Origin of the sequence: Rhizobium anhuiense bv. trifolii, from assembly GCF_024346605.1 — a bacterium.
In the GTDB taxonomy this organism is placed as follows: Bacteria; Pseudomonadota; Alphaproteobacteria; order Rhizobiales; family Rhizobiaceae; genus Rhizobium; species Rhizobium anhuiense.
The window spans coordinates 276083-296204 of record NZ_CP098801.1 but is presented as its reverse complement, the minus strand read 5'-3'; the positions used below and the strand labels follow the sequence as shown (position 1 = coordinate 296204).

The following is a 20122-nucleotide window of genomic DNA, read 5'->3' as shown; positions in this document are numbered from 1 at the left end:
AGCCTCTCGTGAAACCGCATCATCGGGTTGAGCCCTCGGCGGATTGTCAGCCTATCGCCTATCGCCGTTGCCTATGAAATTTCGACATTGGGTCGCGCACTGGAAGCACCACTCCGTGCGCTGCACGCCTGGACCCTGCAACACCGGGCCGAGGTAACGCACGCTCGTGAACGCTACAGAGACAACTAGGGCTGCGGATCTGCTGATCGGACACTCGCCGGAGGAATCCCGAACTGAGCTTTGAACGCTCGTCTGAAGGCTGCTTCAGATTCGTAACCGATCCTTCTGGCAACGTCGCTGACACGCGCATTGGCATGCCGCATGAGCCCATGTGCAAGAGTGAGCCGCCACCGGTTCTGGTACGACAAGGGCGCTTCCTTCACCAACGAAGTGAACCGTTCGGCAAAGCTGGACCGAGACATTCCCACCGCGCGCGCAAGATCGGCGACGCTCCATTTGCGATACGGGTCGTCGTGAATGGCCTTGAGGGCACGGCTGATACGGGGGTCCGCCAACGCCCCCAGCCATCCGGTATCACCCGCGTTTTTGCTCTGTGCCCAGGTTCGAATGACCCGGATGATCAACACGTCGATGAGCCGGGAGATCATCACGAAGCCATCCGCCGGTCTGGCCGTCCGACTTTTCAATGTGGATCACGGCCGGCAGTGCGGAGGAGCCGGGATGCACGGTCTGAGCTTCCATCATCATAAAATAAGCCAGTCCCTTCGTCGCATGCCGCAGAAGTCGCCGCAGTCATCGAGGCTGCAGCAGGAGCCAAGTAATCGCGTGCCTCGCCGCCGGCTCTTCTGGCAACGTCGTCATGTGAATATCGTGCCCCTGACCTTCTCTAAAAGGCGGGGGTACACGACGTTTCCGTGCACCATTCATTTATTCAAGGACCACTTGATATCGCCAGTTGACGCCGACCTTTCGGCCGGCGTTCCATCCCGGACGGCCCAATGCGCTAGGATCGTATTAGGCAATACCCATTTCAGTTCTCCTTTGGCCACTATTGGCAGCTAGGAAAACGCGTGAGCTCGGTGATTGACCCGCTCCCCGCCGGCTCATGCGACCGATATGCAACACCAAACATGCGAGGCGGCAAGAATGCTCCCGCGCTACGTCGCCACGATTCGTTGAACAAAATCCAGAAAAGCCCGCACCTTGGCCGGCGGCATGTGGCGTGACGGATGATAGGCGTACAGCGGAAACTGCTCGTAGGACCATTCCGTCAGGATCGTCGTGAGCGCCCCGTTCTCAAGCCACTCGTCGAGACCGATGGCAAAGCTCTGGAATATGCCTTGCCCCGCCAGACAGGCCGCGACGGCAGCGGAGGGATCGTCCATGACCAACCGCCCCGCCGCCCTGATCTCGAAGGCGCCGTTATCCCCCTGGAATTCCCAGGTGAACGGTCGCCCGGTCTGCGGGTCGCGAAAGAGGATGCAATCGTGGTGCATCAGGTCATGGGGCGTGGCTGGAACTCCGTGACGGTCAAGATAGCCTGGGGCGGCACACGTCAGCACCGGTACGTCTAGCAGTTTGCGCGCGATCAGCGACGATTCGTCCGGAGGACCAAACCGCACGGCGACATCCGCGCCGCTCATCATCTCTTCGCGATAGTTGCTGGTGGTTAGATCGAGCGTCAGAGCGGGATAGCGCGCCAGAAATTCACCGATCCTCGGCGCCAGCACCATGCGCGCGAACCAGGGATCGATCGAAACCCTTAGCCGCCCGCCGACGAATACCGCCGAACCGGCGGCTTCGGAGGCCGCCTCCTCCAGCCCGGCCAGCAACGGCATTATCCTTGCATGGAAGCGGGCGCCCTCTTCCGTCAGCGTAACCTCACGCGGATTGCGGTCAAACAATCTGACGCCGACGCGTTGTTCGAGCCGCGCTACCGCACGACTGACCCCCGATGGCGTGAGGCCGAGAACATCCGCGGCCCGCACAAAATTGCCCGCCTCGATCACTGCCCCGAAAACGCCGACCCCGGTCAGCAGCCGCGTGTCGAAACTCATGCACCCTCTCCGCCGCAAGGTCAGACTTCGCCGACCGTCTCGCCATGATGATTTGAAATCATCTTACCTTTGATTTTAATGCGCGTGAATCATCTTTGTTCGTCCCATAAATACTTCCTCAGCGCCCGGACGGCGCCAGCGGCATGCCGGAACCGCGGAAATCTCCGGTCTTGCAAAGAAGAACTTCATCCATGAATGCGATCTCACGCAGAAGCCTGTTGGCACGCGGCGGCCTCTTGCTCGCAGCCGGTACAGTCGCTGCGAATACGCCTGTTCATGGGCTGGCAGCCAAACCGCAAGCGCGGTCCGGAAATTTCAAACAGATCGACGTAGCGATGGAGCAGGCCGTTCGCGACGGGACCGTGGCAGGAGTCGTTGCCACAGCCGCGGGACCGGACGGCATGATCTACGAAGGGACCTTCGGAAAGGCCAATACAGTTACCGGAGCGACGATGCGGGCCGATACGGTGTTCTGGCTGTTGTCCATGACGAAGGCCTTCACCGCCACGGCCTGCATGCAACTCGTCGAGCAGGGCAGGATCGATCCCGAGGACGATGCGGGGAAATATCTGCCGGAACTCGCCAATCCGATGGTGTTGGAGGGTTTCGACGGCGGCGGCCAGCCACGCCTGCGTCCGGCCAAGCGGGCCATCAAGGTGCGGCACTTGCTCACCCATTCAATCTGGAGCGATGCGCTGATCCGCTACGAGCAGGTTACAGGAATACCGGACATCGCGACCAGCCAGAACGGCGCTTTCCTGGCACCGCTCGAATTCGATCCCGGCGATCGCTGGCAATACGGCATCAGCATGGACTGGGTCGGAAAGCTGGTGGAGGCGGTCAGCGACCAGTCGCTGGAGGTCTATTTCCGCGAGAACATCTTCGCCCCGCTCGACATGACAGATTCAGGCTTCCTGATCGGCAGCAAGCAGAAGGCCAGGGTCGCCACCTTCCATAACAGGAACGCCGACGGCGGACTGACACCCGCGCCATTCGAAATGCCCCAGCGGCCGGAATTCTTCATGGGCGGCGGAGGCGCCTTCAGCACGCCGCGCAACTACATGGCCTTCCTGCGCATGCTACTGAACGGAGGCACCCATAGGCGTGCGCGGGTGCTGAAGCCTGAAACGGTCGCCGCGATGATGCGCAACCAGATCGGCGACCTCGACGTGCACGCCATGACGACGGCCCAGCCCGGTTACTCCCGCAGCTTCGACCAGTTTCCCGGTGAGCCCCACAAGTGGGGATATTCGTTCGACATCAACACCCTGCCCGGTTCGAACGGTCCGTCGGCAGGCAGCATTTCCTGGGCCGGCCTGCTCAACTGCTACTTCTGGCTTGATCCGGTCCGGAAGGTGACCGGCGCCGTCTTCACCCAGGTTCTGCCGTTCTACGACGAAAAGGTCGTGAAGCTCTACGGCACATTCGAGCGCGGCCTATACGACGGCCTCGCCTGATGCATTCCCGACCTCAACACCAGGAGACATCTCATGTATGCGATTACAGGAATTACCGGCAAGGTCGGCGGCGCGCTGGCGAAAACCCTGATCGAAGCCGGAGAACCGGTCCGCGCGGTGCTACGCGACCCCGCCAAGGCGGAAATCTGGCGCCAGCGCGGTTGCGAAATCGCCTTTGCCGAGATGGACGCCGCCGCGCAGCTTGCCGCCGCGTTCAAGGGCGCCAAGGGCGTCTTCATCCTGCCGCCGTCGGAATTCGATCCGGCGCCCGGCTATCCGGAAGCGGCGAAGCAGAATGAGGTGCTGACGACCGCTCTCCTTGCTGCCAGCCCGGAAAGGGTCGTCTGCCTCTCCACCATCGGTGCCGACGCGGAAGTGGACAATTTGTTGAGCCAGCGGACGATGCTGGAAGAAGCCCTCGGCGAGCTCGATCTTCCCGTCACCTTCCTGCGGCCCGGCTGGTTCATGGAAAATGCGGCCTGGGACGTCGCCTCGGCCCGCGACGATGGCGTGCTGCACACCTTCCTCCAGCCTGCCGACAAGACCTTCGCTATGGTGGCGACGCAGGACATCGGCCGGTTTGCCGCAGATCTTATCCGCCAGCAATGGATCGGCAAGCGGGTGGTGGAACTTGAAGGCCCTGCACGGGTCTCGCCCAACGATCTCGCCAATGCCTTCGCGTCGGTGCTCGGGCATCCGGTGCGGGTGGAGATCGTCCAGCGGGACAGCTGGGAGGGCCTGTTCCGTGCCCAGGGTACGCGAAACCCACAACCGCGCATGCGTATGCTCGACGGCTTCAACGAAGACTGGATTGCCTTCAAGGCCCACGGCGGAAACCGTGCCAGGGGCACGACATCACTTGAGCAGGTGATCGAAGTGCTGGTCCGGCAGGCGGCCGCGAGCGAGACCACCTGAGCCCGCCGGGAGAACGGGCGGCGGACGGCTTCTACCTCTGCTGCCGAGTCCCTCGCAGCTTGAAACGACGATCATGGCAACGATTGAAACTCACAGCGTCGCTATCCCCCGGTTAGGAATGGGGACTTTCCGGATGCCGGGCGATACCGCCCGACCGGTGGTCGAAAGCGGGCTTGCCCTCGGCTTCCGCCACATCGATACCGCCGCCATGTACGACAATGAAGCCGCCATCGGCGCGGCGCTCGCGGCCTCCGGCATACACCGCGCGGACCTCTTTGTCACCACTAAGGTCTGGCACGACAAGCTCTCCCCCGATGCCCTGCGCCGGTCCTTCGACACGAGCCTCAGCAAGCTTCGCATCGACCATATCGATCTCTTCCTCGTCCATTGGCCGTCGACGAACATGAACATGAGCACCATGTTGGACGCGATCACCGTGACCGCCTACGCGCCACTTGCGCAAGGCCGTGCCGCAAAAGATCCCGTGCTCGCCAGGATCGGTGAAAAGCACGGCGCCACCGCCGCCCAGATCGCCATAGCCTGGCTTCTGGATCAGGCTTGCGACCCGTGATTTAGTCACGTAGCAGGCAGGGGATCAGTGCCTTCGCTTAGGATTGCGAGATACCTACGGTAGCTGAAAACACGGCCACGCTTGCGACCTGTCACCTCGTCGGCAATCCCCAACCGCTCCAAGTCAGCGAGCGCTGCATTGACAGTCGGCGCGGAAAGGCCTGTCATTTGAACGATCTGATTTGCCGTATGGAAGGGGTTTTGCTGAAAGAGTTCGTGAATACGAAGGGCCGATCCGGCTCTGTCGCTCTCGGTTGTGATTTTCTCCCTGTCCTCCTTGAAAAGATCGACAATCCGAGTGGCAGCTTCAAATGCTTGGTTGGCGGTGTCGGCTACACCTGTCAGGAAGAAGTCTAGCCAAGCTTCCCAGTTTCCATATTCACGGACCTCTTGCAGTAATCGATAATATTCCCTTCCGGAAGAGCAGCGTAGCGTGCTGCTGCTGGTATCGGTCGAAGACCTTAGTTGCGCCCAGGTCGCCGAAGTCCTGGCGATCCCGATCGGAACCGTGATGTCGCGACTGTCGCGCGCACGTGAGCGCCTGCCGCAGATCTTGGAAAGTCCCGCCAGGGGCGCTAGAGCTGGCTCGCATCTGCGGAGAGTGAAATGACAGACAGGCCAATCACCGAAGACGATCTGCACGCCTTATTGACGGCCGCCTCGAAGCTGCACGCAGGGACGAAGTGTCCGCTTATCTCGAAAAGCACCCGGAGGTCGCCATCCGATTTTCCGCCTACAACTCCCAACGCACAATTCTGCATCGCGCCTTCATCCCATCGTCGACGAACCGATCCCCACCCGGCTCAATCTCAATCACATGATCGCCACCAGACGGCAAAACAGGGTCTCCACCTGGCGGCTTGCCGCTGCAGCCGAAGCGTGCAACATTGAGGATTAAGTCGCGAGTGACATCGGCTCCCCTGAAAGACGATTTACCCGGGCTCGTGCCCCGCAGAATATCGTGATCTTCTCCACCGGGGCCTTCGCGGTCGATGCAGACACTCAGACTCAGAAGGACCGCGGATCTATCGCAACCCCGGTGACCTGGCCCTTTGTTCTCGCTCCGGACATCAGGTCAGAGACGATGCCCACAAAGGTTGGAAAGGCAGCGCAGGCTTTGACAACAGTGATTTGGCGTGCTTTTCTGTCCTTGGTCCTAGGACAGAGGACGCCAGTCAGGACGATTTATGAAAAGCCAGGACATCGTCATACTGCTCAAACTCATCAGCCTCCAGGAGCAGGAACAAGAGCAAGGGGGCGAACGCGAGCGCCTAAAGGCGCAAGGCGATGACCCATATTCCGTCCGAAATTTGGAGGCATCCCTCGGTATAAGCAAGACCGAGGTCAATGAGTCGATCAAGAGGAGCCTAGCGTCTGGCATTGCCAGCAAAGATCGCGACCTTGGCCGACCCAAGCCGAGCCGGAGGAACCTATTCAATTTCATCGTGCACGGCCTGAAATTCACCTTTCCGGCAAAACCCGGATCAATGCAGCGAGGCATTCCAACCGCTTTTGCGGCACCTATGCTCGAGGGCCTTCTGGTCAGCGCTGGCAACTATATTTACGTCTGGCCCCACCCAAGCGCCCGCGAAATGGGCCAGTCTGTCGAACCGCTATTCAAGAGTGTACCGGAAGCAGTCCAAAAGGACGTGCGGCTCTACGAATATCTGGCACTCTGCGACGCGATCCGCCTTGGAAACCAACGAGAAGTGGGTTTGGCAAGCGATCGGCTCTCGAAAAGGATACTCGGTAAATGACGACTGTCCGCGGCCAGCTGCTCGAAATGTTGAAAGTCGTAGCAACGGCGCTGGAGCAGGATTTGCGTGATCGCCTTGTGTTCGTCGGAGGATTTAAGGGCAGCCCGGCCGCGTGGCTATCGTGCGCGAGCGCTACGTTGCCATAAGTCATTGCGCAGACGGTGGCGCCCATGCGCATTGAAGCAAGCTGGTATAGCCCGCAAAGGCACCATGACCACAGACAATCGCGACCATGCAGGGATTGGAACAAATACCACCGGCGTGATGGCCATCATTGCCGATAGCTCTACCGCAGGCGAGAACAGTGGAGAATATGTCGAAGCGATTGTGCGGGGAGTGATCGACTGGTTCAGCGGTCTACAAGGTGCGCTTGATGTCGATAACTTTTCGAAACAGCTGCGCGCAATCCATATCGATTTGCGCGCGCGTTATCCTCGGGGCTCAGCCAGTTTTGCTATTATGCACGTTAGCCCAAGAACACGAATGACAGTTATCCATGCCGGCGACTGTCTTCTAGGCCAAATTGATCGAGGCGACAGAATTCAATGGCAAACTCAGCCTCACACGCTTGCCAATGCGCTTGGATATGTCGCAGTCGACGAGCTATCGAAGACACCGGCCAGACATCTTCTCACCAGGAGCTTTCGTTCACGTGAGTATATGACACCAGAAATCCTGGAAACGGACGGTTTGCCTGGCGTCCATTTACTCACCACGGATGGCTTTTGGGCCGAGCTGTCAGCACACGAGCAACTTGCCGTAATCCATGGCCGTGAAGTCGAGGCGAATGGAGAGCACGACGACTGCAGCGTTCTAAAGCTCACAATCATGGACAATGCCGACCCGCAGCTTATCATTGACGTGGGCGGGGCTTCCCCCAACTTTTGCAGCGCGCAGATATAGCGGCTGCGAGATTTTCATCGTTTTAGGGTTAGACAGAAACGGAGGTCTCTGCTCTTGAAGGGATACGATCCCGCGGCCTGTCAATTTCCGGCGCTGAATCCATGATGTCCTTTGTCATGGATAAAGGCTTGGAGGTCTGGGCACGCTGGCCGCTAGAAGCCCTGCGGCACTCCACGCGAGTGCCGCAGGGCATTTGTTAATCCCCCATGGACAGATCAAGAAAAGCGCCCACTCAAGCCATAAGGCAGTGAGATGCTCGGTTAGATCCGGCGGCCCCCTCTCCGATAACGAAGCAAAGCGCCATCGTGTTGCCGGTGGTTATCCGGGGCATAGTCGAATAGTCGCCGACACGAAGGCCGTCAGTGCCGGAGACCTTGAGAGCATTATCCACCATCGACATGCGATCCGGCAACGTGAGTTCAAATCATTCAGTGGAGAACCTACAGACGAGCGCCATAGCCGCCGCCGGTCGGGGTGACGATGGTGATCGCCTCGCCTTCATCAAGCCGCGTCTGCGCACAGCCTGGCAGCACTTCGATTTTCTGGTTAAGGCGGCGCACGAGGTTTTTCCCGGTTTCGCCAGCTTCGCCGCCGGCGAGGCCAAACGGCCTGACGGTGCGGTGCCCGGAGAGAATCGCGCAATCCATCGAGCGCCGGAAACGGATCGTGCGGCTAGTGCCGTCGCCACCGTTCCAGTGCCCTTTGCCGCCCGAACCTTCGCGTATGTGGAAATCCTCGAGTACGACGGGAAAGCGCAGTTCGAGGATCTCCGGATCGGTCAGGCGCGAATTCGTCATGTGGGACTGAACACCGGCAACGCCTGAAAACCCCTCACCTGCCGGAGCGCCCGAGCATAGCGTTTCGTAATATTGGTGTGTTTCATTTCCGAAGGTCAGATTGTTCATCGTCCCTTGCGACGACGACAGCTTACCGAGCGCCCCAAAGAGACAATTGGTGACGGCCTGGCTCACCTCGACGTTTCCAGCGACGACTGCCGCCGGGCGGCGGGGTGCAAGCATCGATCCTCCCGGGACGATGATTCTGATCGGCCGCAGGCAGCCGGCATTCATCGGGATATGGTCTTCGACGAGGACACGGAAGACATAAAGAACTGCCGCGCGGGTAATCGGTTCCGGAGCATTGAAGTTGTCCGGCTGCTGTGGCGATGTTCCGGTAAAGTCGACCGTCGCCTCGCGTTTCGTGCGGTCGATGCTGATGTGCACCTTAATCTCGCATCCCTGGTCCATCGGATAGGTGAATTCGGCATCGTCAAGGCGGGCAATAAGGCGGCGGACACTTTCTGCCGCATTGTCCTGCACATGCGCCATATAGGCTTCGACGACGTCGAGCCCGAACTGATCGACCATCTTTCTGAGTTCGTCGGCGCCCTTCTGGTTAGCGGCGATCTGCGCCTTGATGTCCGCGATGTTCTGGCCGAGATTGCGGACCGGGTGGAGTGCTCCCGTCAGCAGTTCAGCAAGTTCAACCTCCCGAAAACGGCCCCGGTCCAAGAGCTTGAAGTTATCGATATAAACGCCCTCTTCGTCGATGGTGCGGGCATTCGGCGTCATCGACCCCGGAGCGATGCCGCCGATGTCGGCATGATGGCCGCGGGATGCCACCCAGAACAATATTTCGTTGTCTTCGGCGTCGAAAATCGGGGTGCAGACCGTGATGTCAGGCAAATGTGTGCCGCCGTTATAGGGTGCGTTGATGGCGAAGACATCGCCTGCATGGATGACCGGATTGCCGGCGATGATCGCCTCCACCGAGCGGTCCATCGACCCTAGATGCACCGGGACATGCGGGGCATTGGCGACAAGCGCGCCATGACGATCGAAGATCGCGCAGGAAAAGTCGAGCCGCTCCTTGATGTTGACCGACGATGCCGTGTTTTGCAGCGTGAAGCCCATCTGCTCGGCGATGGACATGAAGAGGTTGTTGAATATTTCGAGCATGACTGGATCGGCCGCGGTGCCGAGCGCCAGCGACCGCGATCTGGCGGTTTTGCGTTCGAGGACGACGTGATCCCTGGCAGTCAGCGTGCCTGTCCAGCCATCTTCGATCACGATAGTCTGGTTGGGCTCGATCAGCAGGGCCGGACCCTCGAGAACATTTCCGGAGGAAAGTTGCTCGCGGCGATAGACCGGCGCCTCGTGCCACTGCCCCGCGGAAAAGAAGCGCGTTCGGGCGGCGGCATCGAGACTGACATCAATGGTGACTGCGTTTACGGCCGGCTCAACCCGCCGCCCTCCTCCGACCGCCTCGACGGCCAGCGTCTCGACGATCAGCGGTTTGTCATGGTCGACAAAACCGAAGCGGGATTTGTGCGCGGCTTCGAAGCTCTGTTTCAGCGCATCGACGTCAAAATGGCCTGGCGCAATGCTGGCTTCCGTCGCGGTGATCCGGGTAGCGGTGGCTTCCAGTGCGGTGTCCGCGCCAGCATAGCGGATATGCAGTCGCAGATGAACGGTGATCTTTGCGGTCTCGATGCCCTGTTCGCTGACCTCGCGGAACGCCTCTTCGGACAAGGGCTGCGCTGCCCTGACGATTGCCGGAATGCTATCGGCAGCGAGAGGCAAATCGAGCGATGCCTGGCGCATGGCGTGGATGTCAGCAAGCCCCATGCCATAGGCGGACAGCAGGCCTGAGAATGGATGGACGAGGACTTTCGTCATCCCGAGCGCATCTGCCACCATGCAGGCGTGCTGGCCACTCGCCCCGCCAAACGCGTTCAAGGCATAGGTGCTGACATCGTATCCCCGTGCGATCGAGATCTTCTTCACGGCTTCCGCCATATTGGCGACGGCGATCTTGAGAAAGCCGTCGGCCACCTCTTCACCGCTCCGCCCGTCACCAATCTCCTCGGCGAGCGCGTCGAAGGCGGCCTTGACCGCGAAATAGTCGAGAGGCTGGTCCTGGCTTTCGCCGAAGATCGGTGGGAACATGTCGGGTATCAGCTTGCCGACCATGATATTGGCATCGGTAACGGCGAGTGGCCCATCCCTGCGATAACCCTTGGGACCGGGATTGGCACCGGCGGATTCCGGGCCGACGCGGAAACGCGCGCCGTCATAGCGCAGGAGCGATCCACCGCCGGCCGCGACCGTATGGATCTGCATCATCGGCGCGCGCATGCGGACGCCGGCGACCTGGGTTTCGAATGTCCGCTCATATTCTCCGTCGAAATGTGCAACATCCGTCGAGGTGCCGCCCATGTCGAAGCCGATCACTTTTGCAAAACCGGCTTCTGCGCCGGTCTGCGCAAGAGCGACCACACCGCCCGCGGGCCCAGACAAAATGGCATCCTTTCCCTGGAACAGGCTGGCGGCAGTCAATCCGCCCGATGAGGTCATGAAGGTCAACCGGGCTCCGGTCCGTTCGATATCCAGTTCTTCCTTCACCTGCGCCACATAGCGGCGCAGGATCGGCGAAAGATAGGCATCCACGACCGTCGTGTCGCCGCGACCGACGAACTTCACGAGCGGCGACACTTCGTGGCTGACGGAAACCTGCGGAAAGCCCATCCCGCGAGCGATCGCGGCAATCGCCTGTTCATGGCTTGGATAGCGGTAAGCATGCATCAGCACGATGGCGATGGACTTGAAGCCGCGCGCGCTGATCTCCTCCAAGGCTTTGCGGACTTCCGCTTCGTTCAATTCCTTCTCGACTTCGCCATCGGCCAAAACGCGCTCGTCGATCTCGGCGACGAAGCCATAGAGCAACTCCGGTTTGACGACGTGCTTGGCGAAAATATCGGGCCGCGCCTGGTAGCCGATCTCCAAGGCATCGCGGAAGCCGCGCGTGGTGATCAGGGCAGTCGGCTCGCCTTTGCGCTCCAGGAGAGCGTTGGTCGCAACCGTGGTTCCCATGCGTACCTCGCCGATGGCGCCGGCGGGTATCGGCTCGCTCGCATCAAGGCCCATCAATGCCCTTATGCCGGCAACGGCCGCATCCCGATAGGCGCTGGGATTTTCGGACAGCATTTTGCGGGCATGCAGGTGGCCTTCGGGGTCGCGTCCAATGACATCGGTGAACGTACCGCCGCGATCGATCCAGAAATTCCAATGTGATTCACTCATGACTTGTCCATCCGCGCGGAAAAGCACGGTCCTTGTTTCGTCGATTTGGAAAAGAGGCGGATTGCAGCGCGTCACCGCAATCCGGGGAGTGTCAGTCGGCTGCCAATTCCTTGCCCTTTGTCTCGGGCAGGATGAAAGCGGCGACGATGACCAGCAGGTAGGCGATGACGGCGAATATGGCGATTGCCTTACCAAGCGGCATGGCGGCCGTTGCAATGCCCACCAGCGTCGGGTTAAGGGCAGCGACACCGCGGCCGAAATTATAGGTGAAGCCCTGGCCTGCCGCACGCGTGCGGGTCGGGAAATTCTCGGTCAGAAAGGCGCCCATTCCCGCGAAGATGCCGGAAGCGAAGAAGCCCAAGGGGAAGCCGAGAAACAGCATCAGCGTGTTGTTGATCGGCAGGTAGGTATAGATCACGACGGTCACCATCGCACCGATCGCAAACAGCATGAACTTCTTGCGGCGGCCGATGATGTCGGACAGATAAGCGCCGGTGACATAGCCGAAGAACGAGCCGATGATGATGACGGCGAGGTAGCCGCCGCTGCCGATAACGCTCAAATGCTTTTCCGTCTTGAGAAAGCTGGGCAGCCAGGTGGCGATTGCATAATAGCCACCTTGCGCACCGGTGGTCATCAACGACAACAGCATGGTGCGGCCGAGCATTGAGGGTGCGAATATCTCGGTGATGCGGACGACCTCGCCGGAGGCTTTCAGCTTCTTCTGCGAAGCGGTGTAGACCTCAGGCTCCCGGATGAACCGGCGCACGATGATGGCGAGAATGGCGGGCGCGAGCCCAGCCCAGAAGAGCCCGCGCCACGCCTCTTCCTGCGGCATCAGGCTGAACAGGATGGTGGACAGCAAAACGGCTGCACCCCAGCCGACAGACCAGGCACTCTGCACCATGCCGACCGCTTTTCCACGGTGCTTGGCTGCAATAACCTCGGCCATCAGTACCGCGCCGGCCGACCATTCGCCACCGAAACCAAGCCCCATCAACGCACGGCATACGAGAAGTTGTTCGAAATTTTGGGCAAAGCCGCTGAGGAAGGTGAATACGGCGAACCAGATAACCGTGATCTGCAAGGTGCGAACGCGCCCGAAGCGGTCGGCGAGGATGCCGGCAAACCAGCCGCCGAGTGCGGAGGCGAGAAGCGTCACCGTGGCGATGATCCCGACATCGGTGTTGGAAATGGCAAGCGTGGCAATGATCGCCGGTATCGCGAGGCTGTAGATCTGGACATCGAACGCATCCAGCGCGTATCCGGAAAAACACGCCCAGAACGTGCGTTTGCCTGGCTGCGTCAATTCACCATACCAGCTTCGCGGCTCGGCTCGCGTTGAGACGGCGTAATTGTCTGTCATGTCATTCCCCTTTTCGTTGTTGAGTTTGCCATGGCCCCGCAATTTTCCCAGTTCTTATTGGCGGAGCGTGATTGCCTCGGCTAGAAGGCGATGAGAGCCGCGTTCGGCTTATCCGTCACCAGCATGCAGCCGGGCGCATGCGTGATCGCGAACTTCGGGCGGGCGGTCTGGATGACGGCTTGCGGTGTTACCCCGCATGCCCAGAAGACCGGCATTTCGTCGGGCATGATGCGGGTCGGATCGCCGTAGTCCGGTCGGTCGAGGTTCTCGATCCCGATGGACGCCGGCAAGCCAATGTGAATGGGTGCGCCGTGGACGGCCGGCATTTTCGAAGTGATCTGGACCGCCCGGATGACCTCGGCTGGGGCGAGCGGCCGCATGGAGACGACCATCGGGCCGGAGAACGGCCCCGCGGGGACACATTCGATATTCGTCCGGTACATGGCCACGTTGTGCCCCTCGGCGACGTGGCGAAGCCCGATGCCATTTGCAATCAGCGCTTCCTCGAAGGAGAACGAACAGCCGATAGCGAAGACGACAAGATCGTCGCTCCAGAGGTCGCTGATGTCGGCAGGTTCGCCGATAAGTTCGCCACCTTCCCAGACGCGGTATCTCGGTGCGTCCGTCCGGATGTCGAGATCCAGACCCAGTTCCGGAATGCGCGGCGAGCCTTTTTCTGATATGCCGACGACCGGACATGCCTTGGGATTGCGCACGCAAAAGCGCAGGAAATCATCCGCCAGCGCGCTCGGCAGGATGGCGAGATTGGCTTGGACATAGCCGGGGGCGGTGCCGCTTGTTTCCTTGACCCAACTGCCGTTCCTGCAGGCGGTCCGCACGGCGAGCGGGTTGGAGAGATCCTGCCCCTGATGGTTCGATACTATGTTCATGGTGACACCTCGTTTCTTTGGACACGAGCATCCGCAAAAAACCAGATAATTTCAAATTGTCATTTTTCATAATTCTCGATAAATTCTATTTATCGGAGGCTGATGGATGGTGGATTTCAAGGCGCTTGAAACGGTGTTGTGGATCGCGCAGCTCGAGAGCTTCCGAGCGGCGGCTGAGAAGCTAAACACGACCCAGCCGGCTATTTCCGTTCGGGTGGCGCAGTTGGAGGAGGAACTCGGGACCCAGCTTTTCGATCGGTCCAGCCGGACATTGTCGGTCACGCCCGCTGGACGACAGGTTTTGACTTATGCCGACCGGCTCCTCCGGCTCCGGGCCGAAATGCTCCACGCGGTCGCCGACCGAACCCATCTCAGCGGCACATTCAAGCTGGGAGTAGCAGAGACAATCGTCCATACGTGGCTTCCGAGCTTTCTCGAACAGGTGAGCAGCACCTACCCCAAGCTTGCGCTGGAGATCGAGGTCGATATTTCGACAAATCTGCGCGAGCGGTTGCTCCAGCAGAAAATCGATCTGGCGTTTCTCGTCGGGCCATTGAGCGCTCCTGCCGTCATTCAACGCCAACTGTGCCGGTTTCCGGTGAGTTTTGTCGCCAGTCCGAAGATCAAGGCCGATCTCAAGGACGGTTCGCTGGAGGAGATCGCGCGTTGGCCCATCCTCACCTTCGCGCGCAACACGCAGCCCTATGTGCAGGTAACTGAACTATTTTCCAATCCCGCCCTGCCGACGCCCAGACTCTACGCGAGTTCGTCGCTCGCCACGCTGATCCGCATGGCTTTGGACAGTTTGGGCATTGCCGTTATTCCGCCGGCCATCGTCGCGCTCGAACTCAACTCGGGAAGACTGGTGGAACTCGATATCGCTCCAAGTCTTCCGGATCTTCACTTCGTTGCCGCCTGGCTTGGGACGCCCGACCGTCGCACTCTGGAAGAAGTGGTCGCAATCGCTTCCCGAGCCGTGCAACAGGCGGAGTTGGTCTCCGGTCGATAAATTGCCGACAGCAGAAGCGGAAGGGTAAAAGATGTACCGCTGAACAAACGGGAAGCCGTAATAAATTCAGATCGCGGTCCGCATTGATGAAGGGCTGGTCTCGATCAACGGTCTGAAGCCTTCGGATGGTCTGCTCGTGGCGCTCATGGTCGCGGATTGTTTTCCTTCAAAAAGCCCTCCTTAGTTGTCTTTTGACAACAGGCGAGACATGATTGAAGGGTCTGTCGCCATACTAGCAATTCCTCGTCATCCGAGGGAATGAAAGATTCCAACTGGCTGCGTCCATGCACGATCGAGCAGAATTTGTTTCCTTTTATGGAAATAGCCTGAAACTGGTCAAATGCTCAGGAAAGGTCGCCGAGGCCTACCAGAGCGTCGTAGCTTCGGGGGACGTAACTCTATGGCAGGTATATCCGGAGCTTCAAAAAACCAGCAGCAGGGCGTCTGTTGAATCCGTGCTGGCCGGCGGCCTTCCCCGCAATATTTCGATTGACCCAGGCCCGTCGAACGCCAGACGCAGTCTTCTCCTCTTCTCCACCGAACGGGGGCTTGGCGTCATCGAAACGCGAAACGGGAGTGCTCTTTCGCCGATTGAAGATTCCGATCGGGCCCTGCTTCTCCATCAAGCTCGGCATGATGCACTGACGGGACTCGCGAACCGTCGGCAGTTCAGCACCGACCTCGAGGCTAACTTACCTGTATCCGGGGTTCGCAAGCTTGCGCTCATGCAGATCGATCTCGATGACTTCAAGCCAGTCAACGACACCCTTGGTCATGGCGCCGGCGATATCGTACTCAAGATGACGGCGGAGCGGATCCAGGCCGTGCTTGGCGACGACGCGAGGGCTTACAGGCTCGCTGGCGATGAATTTGCGGTGATTCAAAACTCTGACGATCAGCCGGCTGCAGCAGAACGGCTGGCCGAATCCTTGGTCCGTGCTTTCAAAGATCCATTTACCATCGACGGGATAGCCGTGTTCGTAGGCGCAAGTGTCGGAATAGCCATTGCGCCCAGTGACGGCGACGACGGCGAACAGCTGATGAAGGCGGCCGACATCGCCCTCTATGCTGCGAAGAACGATGGTCGCGGCCGCGCAAGGACGTTCAACCGCTCGATGATGATCATGCTCGAACAGCGTGAAATGCTGCGGCGCAGTTTGCGTGTGGCCCTGCAGGAACAACAGTTCTTCATTGAGTATCAGCCTCTCGTCGAGATTGCGGAGGGGATCATCGGATTCGAGGCCCTGCTGCGCTGGCATCATCCTTATGCTGGCGTTGTTCCGCCCAGTCTTTTCATTCCCATGGCCGAAGCGGACGGACTGATGGGCGATATTGGAGCGTGGGTGCTCGAACAGGCCTGCCGCGAGGCATCGAGATGGCCCTCGCATTTCATCGTGGCGGTCAACCTCTCGCCGGCGGAGTTCCTGCTCGCCGGCTTCACCGACCGCATAACCGAAATCCTCGATGAGGTCGGGTACCCGGCCGAGAGGCTGGAGCTCGAAATAACCGAGACCGTCCTGCTCGAGCGCACGACCGACAATCTCGACATCCTCCACACTCTCGAGGTCTTGGGCATCCGGATTGCCCTCGACGACTTTGGCACCCGCTATTCATCCCTGAGCTACCTGCAAAACTTCCCATTCGACACGATCAAGATCGATAAGCACTTCATCAAGGACGTCGAAACAAACCCGAAGAGTCAGACGATCGTGCGCTTCATCATCAGCCTTGCGCATGGATTGGGGATGCAAGTCACTGCGGAGGGTGTCGAGACTATCGGCCAAGCGTCCTGGCTCCGCAGAAAACGATGCGACCGGCTGCAAGGAAGCCTCTTGGGCGCCCCGATGTCTGCGGAGGCTCTTCGTGAATTTCTGCGTCAAGCTTCGTTCGAGATGCTGTAATTCCAACAAGCCTGCTCGACGGCGAAATAGCGATGATCGACGAGCATTCGTTAGCATTGCGAGATCTCGGCCACCAATTGAGCGACTGCAACCGGTTCGTTCCTGGAGCAGATGAGAGTGGGAACCCCTTCAAGCCCAGTCCCCGTGCTGTCGCCACCCGTGCCGAATAAAGCAGCGACCACGAGAGGATATCCGCTCAAATGGAAATATATGCCGTCGAACCGGAAATGATCATCGGCGGCGATGCGGGAAAGGCATACTGCCCTCCGACGAAGTTGAGTTTGTTCTTGCGCTGCTCATCGGATGGTCGCTAAGTCACGCTGCCACAGCAGTGCGTCCTTGTGTCGGACGCTCTTCGGCCAGATAGAATTCGAGACTCCGAGGCACTTCAATGACCGAACAACTTTCTCTTCCTCGCGATCGAATTTCCGTGCTTCTGATGGAAGGGATCAGTCAGAGCGCGGTGGACTACTTCGCTTTATCCGGCTACGTCAACCTGACCTATTTGCCGAAGGCCCTGGATGACAAAGATCTCAAAAGTCATATAGCCGAGGCCCATATTGTCGGAATTCGTTCACGCACCCAACTGACCGAGGAGATTTTCAGCTCCGCCAAGAAGCTGATGGCCGTCGGTTGTTTCTCTGTGGGGACAAATCAGGTCGACCTGGATGCGGCCCGTCGACGCGGGATCCCGGTATTCAACGCCCCCTATTCGAATACGCGCTCTGTCGCCGAGCTTGTGATCGGCGAGATCATAATGCTGACCAGGCGGATTTTCCCGCGTTCGGCTTCCGCTCATGGAGGCGGATGGGACAAAACCGCAGAAGGTAGTCGTGAGGTGCGTGGGAAAACGCTGGGCATCGTGGGCTATGGCAATATCGGTTCGCAGCTAAGCGTTCTCGCCGAAAGCATGGGTATGAACGTTCGCTATTTTGATCCTTCGGACAAGCTTCGCCACGGCAATTCAGAATCGATGGCAACGCTCGGCGAGCTCCTCGAAATCTCAGATTTTGTGACGATGCATGTTCCAGAGACCAGCTCGACACAAAACATGATAACTGAAGCTGAACTGCGCAGGATGAAAAAGGGAGCCATTTTCATCAACAACGCCCGCGGAACCGTGGTGGATCTTGAAGCGCTCGCGAAGGTTTTGAAGGAAGGACATCTCGCAGGCGCGGCTGTGGACGTGTTCCCGAGGGAACCGGCATCAAACAAAGAGCGTTTTGAAACCCCGCTGCAAGGTCTGGATAATGTCATTCTGACCCCGCATATTGGAGGGTCGACCGAAGAGGCCCAAGAGCGCATTGGAAGAGAAGTCTCGAGGAAGCTTGTCGAATATTCGGACATCGGTTCGACGCTAGGCGCTGTCAACTTTCCCCAGGTTCAACTGCCGCCACGTCCAAACGGCACGCGTTTCATCCATGTTCATGAAAATCGCCCTGGCATTCTCAACAATCTGAATACGATTTTTTCGTCTCGTGGACTTAATATTGTGGGCGAGTTCCTGCAGACGCACGGCGAAACGGGTTACGTGGTTATTGAAGTCGAAGGCGTCGGCCAAACTGCAAATGACATACTTGACGCGCTCCGCCAGATCCAAGGAACGATACGGGCTCGATTGGTTTACTGACGCAGGTGGGTGCTTTGTCATATGCCACTTGGCATGCGACGCTGCAAAATGAGTGAGCCCCAGATTGGATCAGATCCGGGCACCACCTGTTGCATCGATCATTTGACCTGTCGTCCATCGTGCCTCGTTCGAGGCCAGGAACGCGATGACATCAGCGACATCCTCTGCACGGCCAACACGAGAAAAGACAGAGAGGGCTTCGGCGCCGGCGCGGGCGTCCGGTGAAGCCAGCCACTCGGCGTTCATATCCGTCTCGGTCACGCCCGGCAGCACGGCGTTCACAGTAATTCCGCGCCGTGCTAACTCAGGTGCCAGCGCCAAGGTCAGTGTCTCCAGTGCTCCCTTGGAAGCCGCATAGGCTGGATGCGTCGGTGCCGCAATTCGCGTGAAACCGGTCGAGACATTGATGATCCGGCCGCTGTCGCGAATGTTGTCCGCCGCAGCCTGGATGAGGAAGAATGGCGCCTTGTAGTTGATCGTCATTACCTCGTCGAATGCGGCCTCGCTCGTCTGCTTCAAGGGTATCGCAGGTGCAATGCCGGCATTGTTGACCAGAATGTCGAGAACGAGCGAACCCGTCTCGGCTCGCGCAGCGTCACTAAACTGCGCCCAAATACTGTCGGCGGCATCTTTGCCCTGTCGGAGATCCGCCTTCACCGCAACGGCCTTGACGCCGAGCGCCTCGATGTCGCGGACGGTTGCATTGGCCGCGTCCACATTGGCGGTGTAATGCACGCCGATCAGCGCGGCGCCCTCCCTGGCGAAGGCAAGGGCTGCGGCGCGGCCGATACCACGCGAGCTTCCGGTGATGAGGGCTATCTTGTTTGCGAGTCTCTGGGACATGGATCACTCCGTTGCGAATTTAAATAGTGATCCCTATAATAAGGGCCGAAAGATGCCTGTCAATATTTAAATAGGGGTCACTATTTTAATGCAGCAGCCAACGCGCAAACGAGGGAGACCGCGCGTGCTCGATCGTGACGTCGGGCTCGACATCGCGGCACGCCTATTCTGGGAACGCGGCTACGAGGGAACCTCGACCGCAGACCTCACCAAGGCCATGGGGATCAATCCGCCGACCCTTTACTCGACCTTCGGCTCGAAGGAGGAGTTGTATCGCCAGGCGCTCGACTTCAGCATTGCCCGTGAAAACAGCCGCCGGTCAGAAATCCTGGCATCCAATCTTCCGCTGCACAAGGCTCTGGGCCTCTACCTTTATGACATTGCTGACGGCGATACCCAGCCGGACAAGCCGGCAGGTTGCATGGTTTCGACGGCCGTCCTCCAGCACGCAGAAGAGAATGCATCCGTTGCGCGCATGACAGCGGCCTTACGCGAGGCGTCGATCCAAACCCTCAAGACCCGCTTCGACCGTGCCGTCGAGGAAGGCGAATTGCCGGCGCAAACCGATACCGATACGCTCGCGCGCTTCTATGGTGCGATTATCCAGGGTATGTCGGCCCAGGCCTGTGACGGTGCCTGCAATGCTCTGCTGAAGCGGCTGATTGACATCGCGCTAACGGCCTGGCCGGGAAAGCGTCGGACATCAGCTGAGCATACGGTTTGAAGACGCGTCATGTAGATCGGATCGGTCGGCACCTTTGGCGACGAACTCATCGATCAA

At 59.2% G+C, this 20122-nt stretch carries 14 protein-coding genes and 4 pseudogenes; 10 read left to right on the top strand and 8 right to left on the bottom strand.

Annotated features, from left to right (window positions below; all coding sequences use genetic code 11):
• Nucleotides 1-185: 185 nt before the first annotated feature.
• Together NE851_RS01430 and NE851_RS01425 are read right to left on the bottom strand one after the other, a co-directional pair.
• Nucleotides 186-608: a helix-turn-helix transcriptional regulator gene (locus NE851_RS01430; protein ID WP_409527201.1), complete on the bottom strand. Its 423-nt coding sequence runs from the start codon at nucleotides 606-608 to the stop codon at nucleotides 186-188.
• A gap of 510 nt (nucleotides 609-1118) precedes the next feature.
• On the bottom strand, nucleotides 1119-2018 hold the full coding sequence (locus NE851_RS01425; RefSeq protein ID WP_254955852.1) for a LysR family transcriptional regulator: 900 nt from the start codon (nucleotides 2016-2018) through the stop codon (nucleotides 1119-1121).
• A gap of 191 nt (nucleotides 2019-2209) precedes the next feature.
• Between NE851_RS01425 and NE851_RS01420 the strand changes: the two genes are divergently transcribed.
• From NE851_RS01420 to NE851_RS01410, 3 genes and pseudogenes are all read left to right on the top strand, one after another.
• Complete coding sequence (locus NE851_RS01420) at nucleotides 2210-3475, top strand: serine hydrolase domain-containing protein (RefSeq protein ID WP_254955851.1); 1266 nt, start codon at nucleotides 2210-2212, stop codon at nucleotides 3473-3475.
• A 33-nt stretch (nucleotides 3476-3508) separates the two neighbouring features.
• Entirely contained in the window at nucleotides 3509-4390 is an 882-nt protein-coding gene (locus NE851_RS01415; RefSeq protein WP_254955849.1) for an NmrA family NAD(P)-binding protein, read from the top strand.
• Nucleotides 4391-4463: 73 nt separating this feature from the next.
• Nucleotides 4464-4946: pseudogene (locus tag NE851_RS01410) on the top strand (aldo/keto reductase); the annotation flags it as partial.
• Nucleotides 4947-4966: 20 nt separating this feature from the next.
• Here the strand turns inward: NE851_RS01410 and NE851_RS01405 are convergent.
• Nucleotides 4967-5383, bottom strand: a pseudogene (locus NE851_RS01405) (winged helix-turn-helix transcriptional regulator); the annotation flags it as partial.
• Here NE851_RS01405 and NE851_RS01400 point away from each other — a divergent pair.
• The 3 genes and pseudogenes from NE851_RS01400 to NE851_RS01390 all read left to right on the top strand — a co-directional run.
• Nucleotides 5373-5570: pseudogene (locus tag NE851_RS01400) on the top strand (sigma factor-like helix-turn-helix DNA-binding protein); the annotation flags it as partial. The pseudogenes NE851_RS01405 and NE851_RS01400 sit on opposite strands and share 11 nt — an antisense overlap.
• 577 nt (nucleotides 5571-6147) lie before the next feature.
• Entirely contained in the window at nucleotides 6148-6717 is a 570-nt protein-coding gene (locus NE851_RS01395; RefSeq protein ID WP_254955847.1) for a hypothetical protein, read from the top strand.
• Between the two features lie 210 nt (nucleotides 6718-6927).
• Nucleotides 6928-7620 carry a hypothetical protein gene (locus NE851_RS01390; protein WP_254955845.1) on the top strand — a complete coding sequence of 231 codons (693 nt, stop codon included), beginning with the start codon at nucleotides 6928-6930 and terminating at the stop codon, nucleotides 7618-7620.
• Between the two features lie 232 nt (nucleotides 7621-7852).
• Here the strand turns inward: NE851_RS01390 and NE851_RS01385 are convergent.
• The 4 genes and pseudogenes from NE851_RS01385 to NE851_RS01370 form a co-directional block, all read right to left on the bottom strand.
• Nucleotides 7853-8026: pseudogene (locus NE851_RS01385) on the bottom strand (GMC oxidoreductase); the annotation flags it as partial.
• Nucleotides 8027-8060: 34 nt separating this feature from the next.
• The gene (locus NE851_RS01380) at nucleotides 8061-11702 is read right to left on the bottom strand and encodes a hydantoinase B/oxoprolinase family protein (RefSeq protein ID WP_254955843.1); all 3642 of its coding nucleotides are present in this window, start codon (nucleotides 11700-11702) and stop codon (nucleotides 8061-8063) included.
• Between the two features lie 91 nt (nucleotides 11703-11793).
• Nucleotides 11794-13068, bottom strand: a complete 1275-nt coding sequence (locus NE851_RS01375) for an MFS transporter (protein ID WP_097596197.1) — start codon at nucleotides 13066-13068, stop codon at nucleotides 11794-11796.
• Nucleotides 13069-13148: 80 nt separating this feature from the next.
• A complete protein-coding gene (locus NE851_RS01370) occupies nucleotides 13149-13958 on the bottom strand; it encodes a putative hydro-lyase (RefSeq protein ID WP_254955834.1) in 810 nt (269 codons plus the stop codon).
• 106 nt (nucleotides 13959-14064) lie between these two features.
• On the opposite strand from NE851_RS01370, the gene NE851_RS01365 reads away from it, so the two are divergent.
• The 3 genes from NE851_RS01365 (at nucleotide 14065) to serA (ending at nucleotide 18498) form a co-directional block, all read left to right on the top strand.
• Entirely contained in the window at nucleotides 14065-14967 is a 903-nt protein-coding gene (locus NE851_RS01365) for a LysR family transcriptional regulator (RefSeq protein WP_097596156.1), read from the top strand.
• Nucleotides 14968-15251: 284 nt separating this feature from the next.
• Nucleotides 15252-16868 (top strand): putative bifunctional diguanylate cyclase/phosphodiesterase, encoded by a 1617-nt coding sequence (locus NE851_RS01360; RefSeq protein ID WP_254955830.1) that lies wholly within the window; start codon nucleotides 15252-15254, stop codon nucleotides 16866-16868.
• 391 nt (nucleotides 16869-17259) lie between these two features.
• Nucleotides 17260-18498, top strand: coding sequence for a phosphoglycerate dehydrogenase (gene serA / locus NE851_RS01355; RefSeq protein WP_254955828.1), 1239 nt, complete (start codon nucleotides 17260-17262; stop codon nucleotides 18496-18498).
• A gap of 69 nt (nucleotides 18499-18567) precedes the next feature.
• Here the strand turns inward: serA and NE851_RS01350 are convergent, their stop codons facing one another.
• Nucleotides 18568-19341 (bottom strand): SDR family oxidoreductase, encoded by a 774-nt coding sequence (locus NE851_RS01350; RefSeq protein ID WP_254955826.1) that lies wholly within the window; start codon nucleotides 19339-19341, stop codon nucleotides 18568-18570.
• A gap of 88 nt (nucleotides 19342-19429) precedes the next feature.
• Between NE851_RS01350 and NE851_RS01345 the strand changes: the two genes are divergently transcribed.
• Nucleotides 19430-20065 (top strand): TetR/AcrR family transcriptional regulator, encoded by a 636-nt coding sequence (locus NE851_RS01345; protein ID WP_254955824.1) that lies wholly within the window; start codon nucleotides 19430-19432, stop codon nucleotides 20063-20065.
• The last annotated feature ends 57 nt before the right edge of the window (nucleotides 20066-20122 follow it).